General features: G+C 68.0%; 12 protein-coding genes and 1 tRNA gene. 12 read left to right on the top strand and 1 reads right to left on the bottom strand.

Annotation, left to right across the window (positions count from 1 at the left end; genetic code table 11):
* Positions 1-41 precede the first annotated feature (41 nt).
* The 9 genes from E5679_RS03870 (at position 42) to pyk (ending at position 13907) form a co-directional block, all read left to right on the top strand.
* Positions 42-1598: an anthranilate synthase component I gene (locus E5679_RS03870; protein WP_138413761.1), complete on the top strand. Its 1557-nt coding sequence runs from the start codon at positions 42-44 to the stop codon at positions 1596-1598.
* Positions 1598-2290, top strand: a complete 693-nt coding sequence (locus E5679_RS03865) for a Trp biosynthesis-associated membrane protein (protein ID WP_138413760.1) — start codon at positions 1598-1600, stop codon at positions 2288-2290. Before E5679_RS03870 ends, E5679_RS03865 begins: the two co-directional genes overlap by 1 nt.
* A 63-nt stretch (positions 2291-2353) precedes the next feature.
* A complete protein-coding gene (locus E5679_RS03860) occupies positions 2354-2617 on the top strand; it encodes an HGxxPAAW family protein (protein WP_138413941.1) in 264 nt (87 codons plus the stop codon).
* The gene (trpC, locus tag E5679_RS03855; protein ID WP_138413759.1) at positions 2617-3447 is read left to right on the top strand and encodes an indole-3-glycerol phosphate synthase TrpC; all 831 of its coding nucleotides are present in this window, start codon (positions 2617-2619) and stop codon (positions 3445-3447) included. Before E5679_RS03860 ends, trpC begins: the two co-directional genes overlap by 1 nt.
* Positions 3448-3541: 94 nt before the next feature.
* Positions 3542-4912 carry a tryptophan synthase subunit beta gene (trpB, locus tag E5679_RS03850; RefSeq protein ID WP_138413940.1) on the top strand — a complete coding sequence of 457 codons (1371 nt, stop codon included), beginning with the start codon at positions 3542-3544 and terminating at the stop codon, positions 4910-4912.
* Positions 4909-5745 carry a tryptophan synthase subunit alpha gene (trpA, locus tag E5679_RS03845; RefSeq protein WP_138413758.1) on the top strand — a complete coding sequence of 279 codons (837 nt, stop codon included), beginning with the start codon at positions 4909-4911 and terminating at the stop codon, positions 5743-5745. Before trpB ends, trpA begins: the two co-directional genes overlap by 4 nt.
* A 475-nt stretch (positions 5746-6220) precedes the next feature.
* Entirely contained in the window at positions 6221-10831 is a 4611-nt protein-coding gene (gene gltB, locus E5679_RS03840; RefSeq protein WP_138413757.1) for a glutamate synthase large subunit, read from the top strand.
* Positions 10824-12281, top strand: coding sequence for a glutamate synthase subunit beta (locus tag E5679_RS03835; RefSeq protein WP_138413756.1), 1458 nt, complete (start codon positions 10824-10826; stop codon positions 12279-12281). Before gltB ends, E5679_RS03835 begins: the two co-directional genes overlap by 8 nt.
* 141 nt (positions 12282-12422) lie before the next feature.
* Positions 12423-13907, top strand: coding sequence for a pyruvate kinase (gene pyk, locus E5679_RS03830; protein WP_138413755.1), 1485 nt, complete (start codon positions 12423-12425; stop codon positions 13905-13907).
* 79 nt (positions 13908-13986) lie between these two features.
* On the opposite strand, the gene E5679_RS03825 is transcribed toward pyk, so the two are convergent.
* Positions 13987-14544, bottom strand: coding sequence for an ANTAR domain-containing response regulator (locus E5679_RS03825; RefSeq protein WP_138413939.1), 558 nt, complete (start codon positions 14542-14544; stop codon positions 13987-13989).
* Positions 14545-14805: 261 nt separating this feature from the next.
* On the opposite strand from E5679_RS03825, the gene E5679_RS03820 reads away from it, so the two are divergent.
* From E5679_RS03820 to E5679_RS03810, 3 genes are all read left to right on the top strand, one after another.
* A tRNA-Leu gene (locus E5679_RS03820) sits at positions 14806-14887 on the top strand.
* A gap of 126 nt (positions 14888-15013) precedes the next feature.
* A complete protein-coding gene (locus E5679_RS03815) occupies positions 15014-16222 on the top strand; it encodes an inorganic phosphate transporter (RefSeq protein ID WP_138413754.1) in 1209 nt (402 codons plus the stop codon).
* Positions 16219-16443 (top strand): hypothetical protein, encoded by a 225-nt coding sequence (locus tag E5679_RS03810; RefSeq protein WP_138413753.1) that lies wholly within the window; start codon positions 16219-16221, stop codon positions 16441-16443. The genes E5679_RS03815 and E5679_RS03810 overlap by 4 nt, the downstream gene beginning before the upstream one ends.
* Positions 16444-16472: the final 29 nt, after the last annotated feature.

The following is a 16472-nucleotide window of genomic DNA, read 5'->3' as shown; positions in this document are numbered from 1 at the left end:
CCCATCCACCGCCCGCCCCAGAAAGGCACCCCACTCAAGCCATGCTGGACCTTGGAGTCATCGAACCGACGCTCGGCGAGTTCCGCAGGCTTGCCGCGGACCGAAGAGTCATCCCCGTGCGCGTCAAGCTCCTCGCTGATGCAGAGACGCCGATCAGCCTCTACCGGAAGCTCGCAGACGGGCACCCCGGCACCTTCCTCTTCGAGTCGGCGGCAGTGGGCGGTTCGTGGTCGCGCTATTCGTTCATCGGCGCGCGGTCGCGGGCCACGCTCACGAGCCGAGGCGGCGAGGCCTACTGGATCGGGGAGCCCCCTGTGGGGGTCCCCACCGGCGGAAATCCGCTTGAGGCCCTCCGCGACACCGTCGCCGCGCTCCGCACCGAGCGTTTCGACGGGCTGCCGCCCCTCACCTCGGGGATGGTGGGCTTCGTGGGCTGGGAGGCGGTCCGCCGGTGGGAGAAGCTGCTCTCGCCCCCAGAGGACGACCTCGAGCTGCCCGAGCTCGCCATGAACCTGGTCACCGATCTGGCGGTCCACGACAACGTCGACGGGACAGTGACGCTCGTCGCCAACGCGATCAACTTCGACAACAGCAGCGAGCGCGTCGACGAGGCTTGGCGCGACGCCGTCGAGCGGCTCTCCCGGATGGTCGAGCGCGTCCTCGAGCCTGCGCCGTCGGCGGTGTCCATCCTCGGACCGATCGTGGACTACCGCGACAAGGTCGAGGAGAACTGGGAGGAGTCGGGATACCTGTCCGCGATTGCCCGGGGCAAAGAGGCAATCGTCGACGGCGAAGTCTTCCAGGTGGTCATCTCCCGGCGGTTCGAGCTCGACTTCAACGCGCCGCCGCTCGACGTCTACCGGGTGCTGAGGGCTATGAACCCGAGCCCCTACATGTATCTGCTGAGCCTCGCAGACGCCGACGGCCGCGAGTATTCGATCGTCGGTTCCTCTCCCGAGGCCCTCGTGACCGTGAAGGGCGATCAGGTGGTGACCCATCCGATTGCCGGTTCGCGTCCTCGCGGTGCGACCGTCGAAGCCGACCGCGCACTGGCCGAGGAGCTGCTAGCAGACGACAAGGAGCGGGCCGAGCACCTCATGCTCGTCGACCTCGCTCGCAACGACCTGTCGAAGGTCTGCCGGCCGGGCACGGTCGAGGTCAGCGAGTTCATGGAGGTCGAACGCTTCAGCCACATCATGCATCTCGTCTCGACCGTCGACGGCCACCTCCGGCCGGACGCCACGGCCTACGACGTTTTGGCGGCGGCGTTCCCTGCTGGAACTCTTTCGGGTGCCCCCAAACCCCGTGCCCTGCGGCTCCTCGACGAAGTCGAGCCCCGGAGGCGGGGCGTGTACGGCGGCGTGGTGGGGTATTTCGACTTCGCAGGGGACATGGACATGGCCATCGCGATCCGGACAGCGCTGCTGCGCGAGGGCCGGGCGTACGTCCAGTCCGGAGGTGGGATCGTGGCCGACTCAGATCCGGTGGCCGAGGCGCTCGAATCCGTCAACAAGGCGGCCGCTCCCTTGCGTGCCGTGCACACCGCGTCCGCGCTGCGATCTGCGGCGACACTTCCCGGCATCGGGAGCGGGATCTGATGACGGCCGAAGCCGGCGGCAGCGGATCCCTGCCCGCTCAGGAGCCGCCTCGCGTCGAGCCCCGGACGGTCCCGCCGTGGGCCCGGAAATCGACGGTGGTCGGGCTGAGCGTCCTGTTCGCGCTGCTCGCTTTTGGCGCAACGACCCAGACGTGGGTGGATGCGGAAGTCCAAGGTGCTGCGGTGAGGACCGCGCCTGTCACGGTGCCGGGAAGCCAGGCGGCCACCGCGGTGACCGCTCTCGCGCTCGTCGGCCTCGCGGGCACACTCGCCGCCGCAGTGGCTGGGAGGATCGGGCGCGCGGTCTCAAGCGCCGTCGTCGTCCTTGCCGGCTTCGGCGTCGCGGCCGCATGCTTTGCGGTGATCGCGGACCCGCGTGGAGCGGCAGACAGCTCCATCGCCAAGGCAACCGGTGTGTCCGGCGGCCCCGCCTCCACGACGCTCACCTGGTTCCCCGCCGCTGCCGCCGCCGCAGGAATCGTCCTGGCCCTCTGCGGCGTCCTCGCCCTGGTCGCCTCCCGCCGCTGGCCAACCAGAACGAAGTACGACGCCGGCCAGGGGGCTTCTCCACGCCCCGGCAGGGAGTCGAAGGTCGCCGAGGGCGACGGCGCGGAGCCTGCCTCCACCTCAGGCCGCGTGGACGAGATCGACGGGTGGGACCGCCTCACCAAGGGCGAGGATCCGACCACCTGAGCCGGCCAGCCATCGGAAGATGGCAGAATGGCCGTTAGAACCCCTATCGAGGAGAAGAAGGACATGAGCAACGCGAGCGGTTCCCAGGGCAGCACCAAGGTGGTCCTCCACGGCGAGGACCTCGGACACGGGAACAGCCCGGCCGCGTGGACGTGCGTCTTCATCATGCTGATTGGCTCGCTCGTCTCCTGCATCGCGTTCGTCATCGCGAACTCCCCGATCTTCTGGGCTGGCGTCGTGATCGTCGTGATCGGTCTCATTGTGGGCTGGGCCATGCGTCGCGCGGGCTACGGCGTGGGCGGCAGCAAGCTCAAGAACAGCCACTGATGGCGACGGTCCTCGATGACATCATCGCGGGCGTCCGGGAAGACCTCGAGACACGGCGGCGAACCCTCTCGCTGAACGAGGTCAGGGAAGCCGCGGCGGACCGTCAGCCGGCTCTGGATGCCTTCGCCGCCCTCGGTGGGGCCGCGAACCCTCGAACCGAGCTCAAGGTCATCTCCGAGGTCAAGCGCCGCAGCCCGTCGAAAGGCGACCTGGCGGCGATCGGGGACCCAGCCGAGCTTGCCCGGCAGTACGCCGACGGGGGAGCTGCCGTCATCAGCGTCCTCACCGAGCAGCGGCGGTTCAACGGGAGCCTCGCAGACTTCGACGCCGTGCGCGCCGCTGTCCCGACCCCGCTCCTGCGCAAGGACTTCACGGTCGACGAGTACCAGATCCACGAGGCCCGTGCCCACGGGGCGGATCTCGTGCTGCTCATCGTCGCCGCGCTCGACGACGCCGAGCTCAAGGGCTTCCTCGAGCTCACGCACGACCTCGGCATGAACGCTCTCGTAGAGACGCATACCGAGGAGGAAATCGATCGCGGCCTTGCGGCCGGCGCCCGCATCCTCGGGATCAATGTGCGGAACCTCAAGACGCTCGACGTCGACCGCGGAGTCTTCGGCCGCCTTGCCAGCCGCATTCCGACTGGGCCGGTGATCGTGGCCGAGTCCGGCGTCCGGAGCCCCGAGGATGTCGCGGAGTACGCGGGCCTGGGCGCCAATGCCGTTCTCGTCGGGGAGGCGCTCGTGACTCACGGCTCCCCCCGGGAACGGATCGAAGAATTCCAGCGCGCAGGAGCCGCGGCAATCGCCGGGCGCCTTGCGGCGCACTGAGCCGGCCAACCATGCCCGGTCACCCGGGCACCCCCGCCGGCAGACCTCAACAAGGACGGTGAAACTGGTGTCCGAGAATGTGCCAGAAGCAGCCGTGACGGGAGCCAAGGCCCCGAGCACGGAAACGAATGAAGCGAACGGCCAGCCGGCCGACGCGTTCCTCGCGGGAAGCCTCCGCCACGCCGCCGGGCCGTACTTTGGCTCCTACGGGGGCCGATGGATGCCCGAGTCGCTCATCGCAGCACTCGACGAGCTCGAGGAGACCTTCGAGAAGGCGAAGCAGGACCCCGACTTCCTCGCGGAGATCGCGGAGCTCAACCGGAACTACTCCGGCCGCCCCTCGCTCCTCACGGAAGCCAAGCGCTTCTCACAGCACGCGGGCGGGGTTCGGGTCTTCCTCAAGCGCGAGGACCTCAATCACACCGGTTCGCACAAGATCAACAACGTCCTCGGACAGGCCCTGCTGGCCAAGCGCATGGGCAAGACCCGCATCATCGCGGAGACCGGGGCGGGCCAGCACGGCGTAGCCAGTGCGACGGCGGCCGCTTTCCTCGGGCTCGAATGCGTGGTGTACATGGGGGCTGAGGACTGCCGGCGGCAGGCCCTCAACGTAGCCCGCATGCAGCTCCTCGGCGCCACTGTAGTCCCGGTGACGAATGGCTCGCAGACCCTCAAGGACGCCATCAACGACGCCCTCCGGGACTGGGTCGCCAACGTGGACACGACGCACTACCTGCTCGGCACCGCGGCCGGCGCCCACCCCTTCCCGGCTCTGGTCCGCTTCTTCCATGAGGTCATCGGGGAGGAGGCGCGCGAGCAGGTCCTGGCCCAGACCGGCCGGCTGCCCGACGCCGTCTGCGCGTGCATCGGCGGCGGTTCGAACGCCATCGGGATCTTCCACGGCTTCCTCGACGATGCATCAGTGCGCCTGTACGGTTTCGAGGCCGGCGGCGAAGGGGTCGAGACGGGGAAGCACGCAGCGACGATCACGCTCGGCCGCCCCGGCGTCCTCCACGGCGCCCGGTCCTACCTCATGCAGGACGATGACGGTCAGACGATCGAATCGCACTCCATCTCGGCGGGACTGGACTACCCCGGCGTCGGCCCGGAGCACTCCTACCTCCACGACATCGGCCGCGTCACCTACGAGCCGATTACAGACACGGAAGCCATGGACGCCTTCAGCGTCCTGTGCCGGACCGAGGGCATCATCCCAGCCATCGAGTCCTCGCACGCTCTGGCGGGCGCGATCAAGGTCGGGCAGCGGCTCGCAGCCGAGGGCGGCGACCCCGCCGAACGCGTCATCATCGTGAACCTGTCAGGGCGCGGGGACAAGGACGTCCAGACGGCGGCCGAGTGGTTCGGCATGCTGGACGAGAACGGCCAGGTCAAGGGCACCACACTGTCCACGCGGCGCCCGAAGGGCTTCGTTCAGGAGCACGGTGGAACGGAGGAGCAGGCATGAGCGCCATCGGTCAGGCATCCGTGGGCAGGGCGACGGAGAGCAAGGCGGCGGCAGCCATCGACCGGGCCAAGGCCGAGGGTCGAGCGGCCCTCGTCGGCTACCTCCCGGCTGGATATCCGAGCGTTCCGGAGAGCATCGAGGCGGCCATCCAGCTGGCACGGAACGGTGCAGACATCATCGAGATCGGCATCCCGTATTCGGACCCGGTCATGGATGGGAGCGTGATCCAGGCCGCGACCACGGAGGCATTGGCCAACGGCTTCCGCGTCGCCAGCGTGTTCGAAGTCGTGAAGGCCGTGACCGAGGCGACTGATGCGGCCGTCCTGGTGATGACGTATTGGAACCCTGTCATGCGCATGGGCGTGGACGACTTCGCGCGCCGTCTCGCGGAGGCCGGAGGCGCAGGCCTCATTACGCCCGACCTGATCCCTGACGAGGCGTCGGAGTGGTTCGAGGCCTCGGAGAAGTACGGCCTGGACCGGGTCTTCCTCGTGGCCCCGTCGACGACCCCTGAACGGATGTCCATGACCGTCGGGGCCACGCGCGGCTTCACGTATGCCGTCTCGCTCATGGGCGTCACCGGTGCGAGGGCGGCAGTCGACGAGAGCGCCCAGCGCGTCGTCGCGGAGGCCCGCGCGGCAGGGGCCGAGCGCGTGTGCGTGGGCCTTGGGGTATCCAATGCCGAGCACGTGCGCGAGATCGCCGCCTACGCTGACGGCGTGATCGTCGGCACCGCGATCGTGGGAGCGCTCCGGGACGGTGGTCCCGACGCCGTTGGGCAGCTTGCCGCGGAACTGAGCAGGGGACTCCCAAGGGCGGCAGCCGCGTCGTGACGGAAGGGGTGGCATTCGTGCCACCCCTTCTCGTCAGGGTTGACCATCTGCGAATTCGGGCCACGGTAACAGAAGATGCAGGAAAGGCCATGCCGGTTCAGCATGTGGACGCTTCCGTCTCGAAATACGACGGCCATGGTAATGTTGCCCTCCGAGCCGAACTCGATGATCCGCGTCCCGCATCTCAGGACGCGAGGCACTCAGCGATGTACGACGGCAAGTAGGGCTTAGGCCACGCTAGCCACGCTCCGGGCCACCGCCCGCAAGCGAAGCTCGCACCACAATGGCGTGGACTACCGGCCGCGGGACCCCTTCCCCAGGCCCACGTAGGCGGGAGTCCGACGCTGTTCGACGGCGCGGGGCCGACCCTACAATTTCCAGTAATCAGCGCCGTGCTGGGTCCCGTCGTGGCCGAGCAACGCGGGGCCAGCGTTGTCCCCTGTCGCGAATCGATCAGGAGGAAGGACGTTTCGTCATGACTCACCCGACACACGGCACCGCCGTCGACCCTTCGACTGGAGGAGCTGTCTCGCCCTTCGAGCGATTCTCAGCCCTTCCGCCCTCGGCAGGTCTCTACCGTGCGGACCAGGAGAAGGACGCCTGCGGTCTCGCGATCGTTGCGACCCTCCGGGGCGAAGGCGGGCATGACATTGTCGACGCCGCCCTGCACGCCCTGAGGGCGCTCGAGCACCGCGGTGCCGTTGGCGCCGACGAGGGGACGGGCGACGGCGCGGGCATCCTGCTCCAGATCCCGGACGGGTTCTTCCGCGCCGTCGTGGACTTCGAGCTGCCCGCTCTGGGCCAGTACGCCGTCGGCATCGCGTTCCTCCCCGCCGAGGATCGCGAGGACGCTGCAGCGCGCGCCGGCATCGAGGCGTTGGCTGAGGCCGAAGGCCTTGCCGTTCTGGGCTGGCGCGAGGTACCCGTCGTGGCCGAGCTCGTCGGCTCGATGGCCCGCGCCTGCATGCCGCGCTTCGCCCAGCCGTTCTTCGCTTCCGCGACCGGCGAGCAGCTCGAGCGGAACGACCTCGACGCGCGGGTCTGGCGCATACGCAAGCGGGCCCAGAACAAGCACGGGGTCTACTTCCCGTCGCTGTCGTCGCGGACCATCGTGTACAAGGGCATGCTCACCACGGCACAGCTCGAGCCGTTCTACCCGGACCTGTCCGATGACCGCCTGACCACCAAGCTCGCGATCGTCCACTCGCGCTTCTCGACGAACACGTTCCCCTCCTGGCCCCTCGCCCAGCCATTCCGCACCATCGCCCACAACGGCGAGATCAACACGGTCAAGGGCAACAGGAACTGGATGCGGGCCCGGCAGTCCCAGCTCTCGAGCCCGCTCTTGGGCGACGTTCCCGAGGAGCTCTTCCCGATCTGCACGCCCGGTGCCTCTGACTCGGCTTCGTTCGACGAGGTCGCGGAGCTGCTGTGGCTCTCCGGCCGTCCGATCACGCACGCGATCATGATGATGATCCCTGAGGCGTGGGAGAACCACGCGACAATGGATCCTGCCCGGCGTGCGTTCTACGAGTATCACTCCCTTCTCATGGAGCCCTGGGACGGGCCCGCCGCCGTCTCGTTCACGGATGGCGCGCTCGTCGGGGCCACGCTCGACCGCAATGGCCTGCGTCCGTGCCGGTACTGGGTTACCGAAGACGGCCTTGTGGTATTCGCCTCCGAGGTCGGCGTCGTGGACGTCGAGCCCTCGAAGATCGTCAAGAAGGGCCGCGTCTCGCCCGGCAAGATGTTCGTCGTGGACACGGAGGCCGGTCGGATCATCGACGACTCCGAGGTCAAGGCGGAGATCGCCGGCTCGAACCCGTGGCAGGAGTGGGTGGACCAGAACGTCATCCGCCTCGCCGACCTGCCCGAGCGCGAGCACGTCATCCACACCCCCCAGTCCGTCAACGTGCGCCAGCGCACCTTCGGCTACACCCAGGAGGAACTCCGCATCCTGGTCGGCCCGATGGCCCGCACGGGCGCGGAACCGATCGGTGCCATGGGTTCGGACACGCCGGTTGCGGTGCTGTCGAAGCGGCCGCGGCTCCTGTTCGACTACTTCGTGCAGTCCTTCGCCCAGGTGACGAACCCGCCGCTCGACGCGATCCGCGAGGAGCTCGTCACCAGCCTCAACGGCGCTATTGGCCCGAACGGAAACCTGCTCAGCATGGGCCAGGTCAAGGAGAAGCAGGTCATCCTGCCGTTCCCCGTGATCAACAACGACCAGCTGGCGAAGGTCGCGAACATCGAGAATCAGGACGGCGACAGGATCGCCGTCAAGATCCGCGGCCTCTACCGTCCGGAGGGCGGTGAGGCGGCCCTCCGTGCCCGTCTCACCGAGATCTGCGAGCAGGTTTCGGGTGCGATCAACCGGGGCGTCCAGTACGTGGTGCTCTCGGATCGCGACTCGAATGCCCAGTGGGCCCCGATCCCGTCGCTGCTGCTCGTCTCCGCCGTCCACCATCACCTGCTCCGCAGTGCCAATCGCACCAAGTGTGCGCTCGTGGTCGAGGCTGGCGACGTGCGCGAAGTGCACCACGTCGCGGTCCTGATCGGATACGGCGCCTCGGCGGTGAACCCTTACCTGGCCATGGAGTCGGTCGAGGAGCTCATCCGCTCGGGCGACCTGCCGGGCGTCACGCCAGAGGACGGCGTCTACAACCTCATCAAGGGCCTCGGCAAGGGCGTCCTCAAGATCATGTCCAAGATGGGCATCTCGACTGTGGCCTCCTATTGCGGAGCGCAGACCTTCGAGGCGCTCGGCCTGTCCCAGGACCTGGTGGACGAGTTCTTCGCGGGGACCCACAGCCAGCTCGGCGGTGTGGACCTCGACGTCATTGCCGCCGAAGTAGCCGCGCGCCACGAGATGGCGTATCCGCCCTCGGGGATCGAGCAGCCGCACCGGCCGCTCATGAACGGCGGCGAGTACCAGTGGCGCCGCGACGGCGAGCCGCACCTGTTCAATCCCGAGACCGTCTTCCGGCTCCAGCACTCCACGCGCGAGCGCCGCTACGACGTGTTCAAGGCGTACACCCAGGGCGTCGACGACCAGTCGAAGAACCTGATGACTCTCCGCGGCCTCCTCGCCTTCCGCGAGGGACTGCGGGCTCCGATCTCGATCGACGAGGTTGAGCCGGTCTCGAGCATCGTCAAGAGGTTCTCGACGGGTGCCATGAGCTACGGCTCGATCTCCAAGGAGGCCCACGAGACGCTCGCCATCGCGATGAACCGTCTCGGAGCGCGCTCGAATACGGGCGAGGGCGGCGAGGATGTGGACCGCCTGCTCGATCCTGAGCGGCGTTCGGCGATCAAGCAGGTTGCGTCGGGACGTTTCGGCGTCACGAGCCTGTACCTCACGAACGCGACCGATATCCAGATCAAGATGGCCCAGGGTGCGAAGCCCGGCGAGGGCGGCCAGCTCATGGCCCAGAAGGTCTACCCGTGGGTGGCGCGCACGCGCCACTCGACCCCGGGCGTGACGCTCATCTCTCCGCCTCCGCATCACGACATCTACTCGATCGAGGACCTTGCGCAGCTGATCTACGACTGCAAGCGGTCCAACCCGAGCGCGCGGGTCCACGTGAAGCTCGTCTCCGAGGTGGGGATCGGCACGGTCGCCGCTGGCGTGACCAAGGCGAAGGCCGACGTCGTCCTCGTCTCGGGGCACGATGGCGGAACCGGCGCCTCGCCGCTCAACTCGCTCAAGCACGCGGGCGTCCCCTGGGAGCTTGGGCTTGCCGAGACGCAGCAGACGCTCATGCTCAACGGTCTCCGCGACCGCGTGGTGGTCCAAGTCGACGGGCAGCTCAAGACCGGGCGCGATGTGGTGATCGCTGCGCTGCTGGGGGCCGAGGAGTTCGGCTTCGCGACGGCTCCGCTCGTGGTGTCAGGCTGCATCATGATGCGCGTCTGCCACCTGGACACGTGCCCGGTTGGCGTCGCGACGCAGAATCCCGAGCTCCGTGCGCGCTTCTCGGGCAAGCCCGAGTTCGTGGTGAACTTCTTCGAGTTCATCGCGGAGGAGATCCGGGAGATCCTCGCCCAGCTCGGCTTCCGGTCGCTCGAGGAGGCGATCGGCCGCTCCGAGTTCCTCGACACCAAGGACGCGATCGACCACTGGAAGGCCGATGGACTGGACCTCTCGCCGATCCTGGCGGGCCTGGACTTCGACGAGGATGCGCCGCTCCGGAACCTCACGGGGCAGAACCACGAGCTCGACAAGCACTTCGATGTTCAGCTCATTGAGATGGCGCAGGAGGCGCTCACCGACCGCAGCCCGGTCAAGATCAGCCTCCCGGTGGTGAACACCGACCGGTCTGTGGGCACAATGCTCGGGCACGAGGTCACGCGCACCTTTGGGACGGACACCCTGGCTAAGGACACGATCGACGTGACCCTGACGGGCACGGCCGGGCAGTCCCTTGGGGCGTTCCTGCCCGCGGGGATCACCCTGCGGCTCTTCGGCGACTCGAACGACTACGTCGCAAAGGGCCTCTCGGGTGGCCGCGTCATCGTTCGCCCGGATCGTTCGAACGTGTTCGCGGCGGAAGACAACGTGATCGCCGGCAACGTCATCGGCTACGGCGCAACGAGCGGCGAGATCTTCCTCCGCGGAACCGTCGGCGAGCGGTTCCTCGTTCGGAACTCGGGCGCGACAGCCGTGGTCGAGGGCATCGGCGATCATGGCTGTGAGTACATGACCGGTGGCCAGGCGGTGATCCTGGGCCGCACGGGCCGCAACTTCGGCGCGGGGATGTCCGGGGGCACGGCCTTCGTGCTCGACCTGGAGCCCACGAGGGTCAACACGCTGGCCGTCGACTCCGGGGAGCTTCTGCTGCTGGAGCTCGACGACGAGGACCGCGACATCGTGCGGAACCTCATCGCAACGCACGTCGAGGAAACGGGCTCGCAGCTCGCAGAGCGCCTGCTCGACAACTTCGACGACACCGCTGCCCGCATGACGAAGGTGCTGCCGCGTGACTACGCGGCGGTGCAGCAAACCCGTCTCGGAGCCCTCGAAGAGGGCCTTGATCCGGACGGGGAGGAAGTTTGGTCTCGCATTCTGGAGGTGACCGGTGGCTGATCCACGCGGATTCCTGAAGGTTCGGCAGCGTGAGACGCAGCCGCGCCGTCCCGTCCCCGTCCGCATCATGGACTGGAAGGAAGTGTACGAGGCCCAGGAGAACGGCGTTCTGAAGCGCCAGGCCAGCCGGTGCATGGACTGCGGGATCCCCTTCTGCCACCACGGCTGCCCGCTCGGGAACCTCATCCCCGAGTGGAACGACCTCACGTGGCGCGGCAAGGAGGCGGACGCGAGCGAGCGTCTCCACGCGACGAACAACTTCCCGGAGTTCACGGGGCGTCTGTGTCCTGCTCCCTGCGAGTCGGCCTGCGTCCTCGGCATCAACCAGCCGGCCGTGACCATCAAGCAGATCGAGGTGTCGATCGCGGAGCAGGCGTTCGAGGGCGGGCTAGTTGAGCCGCTTCCTCCCGCGCGCCTCACGGGCAAGACAGTCGCCGTGGTCGGCTCCGGCCCTGCGGGGCTCGCCGCCGCGCAGCAGCTCACGCGCGTCGGGCACACCGTCGCCGTGTACGAGCGCGATGACCGGATCGGCGGCCTCCTTCGGTACGGGATCCCCGACTTCAAGATGGAGAAGGAGGTCCTGGACCGCCGCCTCGAGCAGATGAAGGCCGAGGGCACGCGGTTCCGCGCCGGCGTCGACGTGGGCCGCGACGTCAGCTGGGACCAGCTTCGCCGGCGGTACGACGCCGTCGTGGTGGCCACTGGCGCAACCCAGCCGCGCGACCTCAAGATCCCGGGTCGGGAGCTCGACGGCGTCCACTTCGCCATGGAGTACCTCGTGCAGGGCAACCGGGTGGTCGCCGGCGACGAGGTCGAGAATCAGATCGACGCGCGGGGCAAGCACGTGGTGATCCTCGGCGGCGGTGACACAGGCGCCGACTGCCTCGGCACCGCTCATCGCCAGCAGGCGGCGTCGGTGACGACTCTCGCCATCGGCAAGCAGCCGCCGTCGGAACGCCCCGGTCATCAGCCGTGGCCCATGTTCCCGACGCTGTTCGAGGTCGCGAGCGCCCACGAGGAGGGCGGGGAGCGGACCTACCTCGCCTCCACCGTCGAGTACATCGGCGAGAACGGCAAGGTGACTGGCCTCAAAGTGGCGGAGACGGAATACGTCGACGGCAAGAGGCTTCCCAAGGCGGGCACCGAGCGGATCATCCCCGCGGACCTCGTCCTGCTCTCGCTGGGCTTCACCGGTGCCGAGGAGTCGGGCCTTCCCGAGCAGATCAACGCGCCGTTCGACGAACGAGGAAACGTCGCGCGCGACGGCGAGTACATGACGGCGACGCCGGGCGTCTTCGTCGCGGGCGACGCGGGGCGAGGCCAGTCGCTCATTGTCTGGGCCATCGCCGAAGGGCGCGCCTGCGCCTCAGAGGTGGACAAGTACCTCATGGGCAGCACGATCCTGCCGGCGCCGGTTGCGCCGACGGACCGCGCGATCGCGGTCCTCTGATCCGCTCTGCAGGGTCCCCGAACGACAGCTCGGGGGCCCTGCGTGCTGTGAGGGGCCGGACTCTCGCAGCAGCTTTCACACAGCACGAAAGTTCATTCCCCGGACATCCCCGTTCCCCACACAACCCCTAGGGTGAGGTATATGAGACGAGCGAAAATCGTTGCCACGTTCGGCCCCGCGATCTCGAGCTATGAGAAGACCCTCGCAGTCATCGAGGCGGGTGTGGACGTGGCCCGGCTGAACATGAGCCACGGAGACCACTCCGTGCACGACGCCACCTACGAGAATGTGCGCAAGGCGTCGGCGGAACTCCACAAGGCCGTCGGCATCATGGCCGACCTCCAGGGTCCCAAGATCCGTCTGGGCCGGTTCGAGGACGGGCCCTACGAGCTGGCCCCGGGTGATGTGTTCACCATCACCACCGAGGACGTCCCGGGCACGAAGGAGATCTGCTCCACCACCCTGAAGAGCCTCACCGAGGACGTCGCCGTCGGCGACACGCTCCTCATCGACGACGGCAAGGTCAGCCTGCGGGCCACGGCCGTCGACGACGTGAAGGTCGTCACCGAGGTGGTGATCGGCGGCATGGTCTCGAACAACAAGGGCATCAACCTGCCCGGCGTCGCCGTCAACGTTCCTGCCCTCAGCGGCAAGGACGAAGGCGACCTCCGGTGGGCGCTCAGGCGGGGTGTGGACTTCATCGCCCTCTCGTTCGTCCGCGACGCGAAGGATATCGAGCGCGTTCACGAGATCATGGACGAGGAAGGCCGGCGCGTTCCAGTCATCGCCAAGATCGAGAAGCCGCAGGCCGTCGAGCAGCTGCACGAGATCATCGACGCGTTCGACGCCATCATGGTGGCCCGCGGTGACCTGGGCGTCGAGCTGCCCCTCGAGGAAGTGCCTCTCGTCCAGAAGCGGGCCATCGAGCTCGCTCGTCGGTGGGCCAAGCCGGTCATCGTCGCCACGCAGGTCCTCGAGTCGATGATCGAGAATCCTCGCCCCACGCGCGCTGAGGCCTCGGACTGTGCCAACGCGGTGCTCGACGGCGCGGACGCGGTCATGCTCTCGGGCGAGACGAGCGTCGGTGCCTACCCGATCGAGACCGTCCGGACCATGGCCAAGATCATCGAGTCCACTGAGGACCACGGTCTTGAGCGGGTTCCCGCGCTCGGCACCCAGCCGAAGACGCGCGGCGGCGCCATCACCCGCGCAGCCGTCACGATCGCGGACCAGCTCGACGCGCGGTACATCTGCACGTTCACGCAGTCTGGCGACTCTGCTCGCCGCCTGAGCCGCCTCCGCCCGCAGAAGCCGATCTTCGCCTTCACGCCGCTGAGCTCGACTCTCAACATCTTGAGCCTCTGCTGGGGCATCCAGCCGCGCATGGTCGAGTTCGCGGAGCACACCGACCAGATGATCGCCCAGGTGGACGAGTACCTCCTCCGTGCGGGCATGGCGGAGCCCAACGACCTCGTCGTCGTTGCCGCCGGTTCCCCTCCCGGTGTGGCCGGTTCCACCAACATGCTCCGGGTCCACAAGGTCGGAGACCTGGCGGATGCAGGGCAGCTGCTCGACGGCGCTACGAAGCCGGTGCGCGAGCAGGTCGGTCCGTGGCCTTCGGTATGAGCCTCGGCTCGGCCTGGCGGCAACGTACGCGGCCCGGCCACCCCGCGGGGGGGCCGGGCCTCTTCCGTTGCCGGAACGGTCAGCTGACCTGGCTGATGATCGTCTCGGCGACCTCGCGCATGCTCAACCTGCGGTCCATGGACGTCTTCTGGATCCATCGGAACGCCTCCGGCTCCGAAAGCCCCATCTTGGTCATGAGCAGGCTCTTGGCGCGCTCGACGAGCTTGCGCGTGGCGAACTGCTCCTGAAGGTCGCTCACCTCCGCCTCGAGAGCGCGGATCTCCTCGTGGCGCGAGAGTGCGATCTCGATGGCCGGGACGAGGTCGTTGGGCGTGAACGGCTTGACCACGTAGGCCATGGCGCCGGCGTCCCGCGCGCGCTCGACGAGCTCCTTCTGGCTGAAGGCCGTGAGAAGCACGACGGGCGCGATCCTGGCCTTCACGATCTTCTCGGCCGCCGTGATGCCGTCCATGACCGGCATCTTGACGTCCATGAGCACGAGATCGGGCTGAAGATCCTCCGCGAGCTCCACGGCCTTCTCACCGTTGTCGGCCTCGCCGACCACGTCGAAGCCCTCGCCGCGCAGGATCTCGATGATGTCGAGGCGGATGAGGGTCTCGTCCTCCGCGACCACCACGCGACGGGCCGCAGAACCGGCCTCAGCAGGCGTGGAACTCTTGGGCGTGGGCTTGGCGTTGTTCTCCGACGTCTTCTCGGACACTCGGGCTCCTTGCTGCAGAATGAGTTGGCTCCGCAGACGATCCTACCGGCGCGCAGGGCTCGGCGCTTGCGTGACTCGATCGGTTCCGTCTGCGGCCAGGCGGGGCCGGCGGTAGGCCGGACACGCGCCCGGCCTGTAGAGTAGTGCACCGGCACGGCCCTCGGTCGCGCCGCGCAGGCCCGAGTGGCGGAATCGGCAGACGCGCCGCACTCAAAATGCGGTATCGAAAGGTGTGAGGGTTCGAGTCCCTCCTCGGGCACCGGTATAGGATGAATTCTCGGCGCAGGTGAACCCGCAGCGTCCGGAAGGTGACCTCTGGGCGTCGACGTTCGGTAGCGGGAGCGCGGAGCGCCCACAGCAACCCCGACTTTCGATGGGATTCCGGGTGGATATCACCGCCATAATCGCGCTCGTCATCGCACTGGCGCTCTTCTTCGACTTCACGAACGGCTTCCACGACACGGCCAACGCTATGGCCACGCCCATAGCGACGGGCGCCATCAAGCCTCGCAAGGCCGTAGCCCTCGCGGCGGTGCTCAATCTGGTCGGGGCGTTCCTCTCGACCGAGGTGGCCAAGACGATCTCGGGGGGCATCATCCGCGAGGGAGCCCCGGGCGTCCACATCACCCCGGAGATCATCTTCGCTGGTCTCATCGGAGCCATCGTGTGGAACATGTTCACGTGGCTCCGGGGCCTGCCGTCCAGCTCATCGCATGCGCTGTTCGGGGGGCTCATCGGCGCAGCGATCGTGGGCATCGGCGTGTCCTCTGTGAACTTCCCGAGCATCGTGTCGAAGGTCATCATCCCGGCCATCGCAGCCCCCGTCATCGCGGGCATCTCTGCGTGGGTGTGCACGCGCATCGCGTACGGCGTGACCGCTCGGCGTGATCCCGCGTCCGGTCAGAAGCTCCATCAGGGCCGCGCTGGGTTCCGGATCGGGCAGATCTTCACCTCGAGCCTCGTTGCGCTCTCGCACGGGACGAATGACGCGCAGAAGACCATGGGCGTGATCACCCTGGTGCTGATCGCGTCGGGCCTTCAGCCCGCGGGCAGTCCGCCCCAGTGGTGGGTCATTCTCGCCTGTGCCGCCGCCATCGGGCTTGGCACCTACGCAGGCGGGTGGAGGATCATCCGCACGGTCGGCACAGGCCTCACCGAAGTCCGGCCCGCGCAGGGCTTCTCCTCGGAATCGAGCACCGCGGCCGCCATCCTCGCCTCGTCGCACCTCGGCTTCGCCCTCTCGACGACCCAGGTCACGAGCGGTTCCGTGATCGGGTCCGGCCTCGGCAGGCGGGGTACCTCGATCCGTTGGGGCACCGCCGGCCGGATTGCGCTCGGGTGGGTCCTTACACTTCCGGCCGCCGCCATCGTCGGCGCCGTCGCTGCCCTCGTCACGGGCCTCGGGCCGGTCGGCGTCATCATCGTGGCCATCGTCGGCGCAGCAGCCATCGTCTGGATGTTCGTCATCAACCGGCGCCAGCGCGTCGGGCACGCCAACGTCGTCGAGGTCCAGGAAGCCGGGGAGGCTGTGCTCTTCCCGCCCCGCAAGCGGTCGCGCAAGACGAACCGAAACCCGAATGGAGACGTGCAGTGATCGACTGGGCAGCCTTCCTCGTGGTCGCGGTAGCGACCGTCCTCGGCGCTGGATGCATCGTTCTCTTCTTCGCACTTGGCGTCCGCCTCGGTGCGGAGAGCGAAGATCCGCGGCGGGGCAGCCGCAGCGCCTTGGCTGTCGCGAGCCGCGTCTGCTACGCCCTGTCCGGGGCCGCCGTGCTGTTCGGCGTGTACCTGATCGTGCCGTACTTCCACCACTGAGCTACCACCGCTAACCCCCTGTTCGGTCT

This window comes from Sinomonas gamaensis, assembly GCF_005876955.1.
Taxonomy (GTDB): domain Bacteria; phylum Actinomycetota; class Actinomycetes; order Actinomycetales; family Micrococcaceae; genus Sinomonas; species Sinomonas gamaensis.
Note: the sequence above shows the minus strand (reverse complement) of the source record. Positions and strands in the feature narration are given on the sequence as shown.

Excerpts from the sequence above, each read along its gene's own strand:
- E5679_RS03860 (WP_138413941.1), top strand. The coding sequence starts at position 2,354 with ATGAGCAACGCGAGCGGTTCCCAGGGCAGCACCAAGGTGGTCCTCCAC.
- E5679_RS03865 (WP_138413760.1), top strand. The coding sequence starts at position 1,598 with ATGACGGCCGAAGCCGGCGGCAGCGGATCCCTGCCCGCTCAGGAGCCG.
- trpA (WP_138413758.1), top strand. The coding sequence starts at position 4,909 with ATGAGCGCCATCGGTCAGGCATCCGTGGGCAGGGCGACGGAGAGCAAG.
- pyk (WP_138413755.1), top strand. The coding sequence starts at position 12,423 with ATGAGACGAGCGAAAATCGTTGCCACGTTCGGCCCCGCGATCTCGAGC.
- gltB (WP_138413757.1), top strand. The coding sequence starts at position 6,221 with ATGACTCACCCGACACACGGCACCGCCGTCGACCCTTCGACTGGAGGA.
- trpC (WP_138413759.1), top strand. The coding sequence starts at position 2,617 with ATGGCGACGGTCCTCGATGACATCATCGCGGGCGTCCGGGAAGACCTC.
- E5679_RS03870 (WP_138413761.1), top strand. The coding sequence starts at position 42 with ATGCTGGACCTTGGAGTCATCGAACCGACGCTCGGCGAGTTCCGCAGG.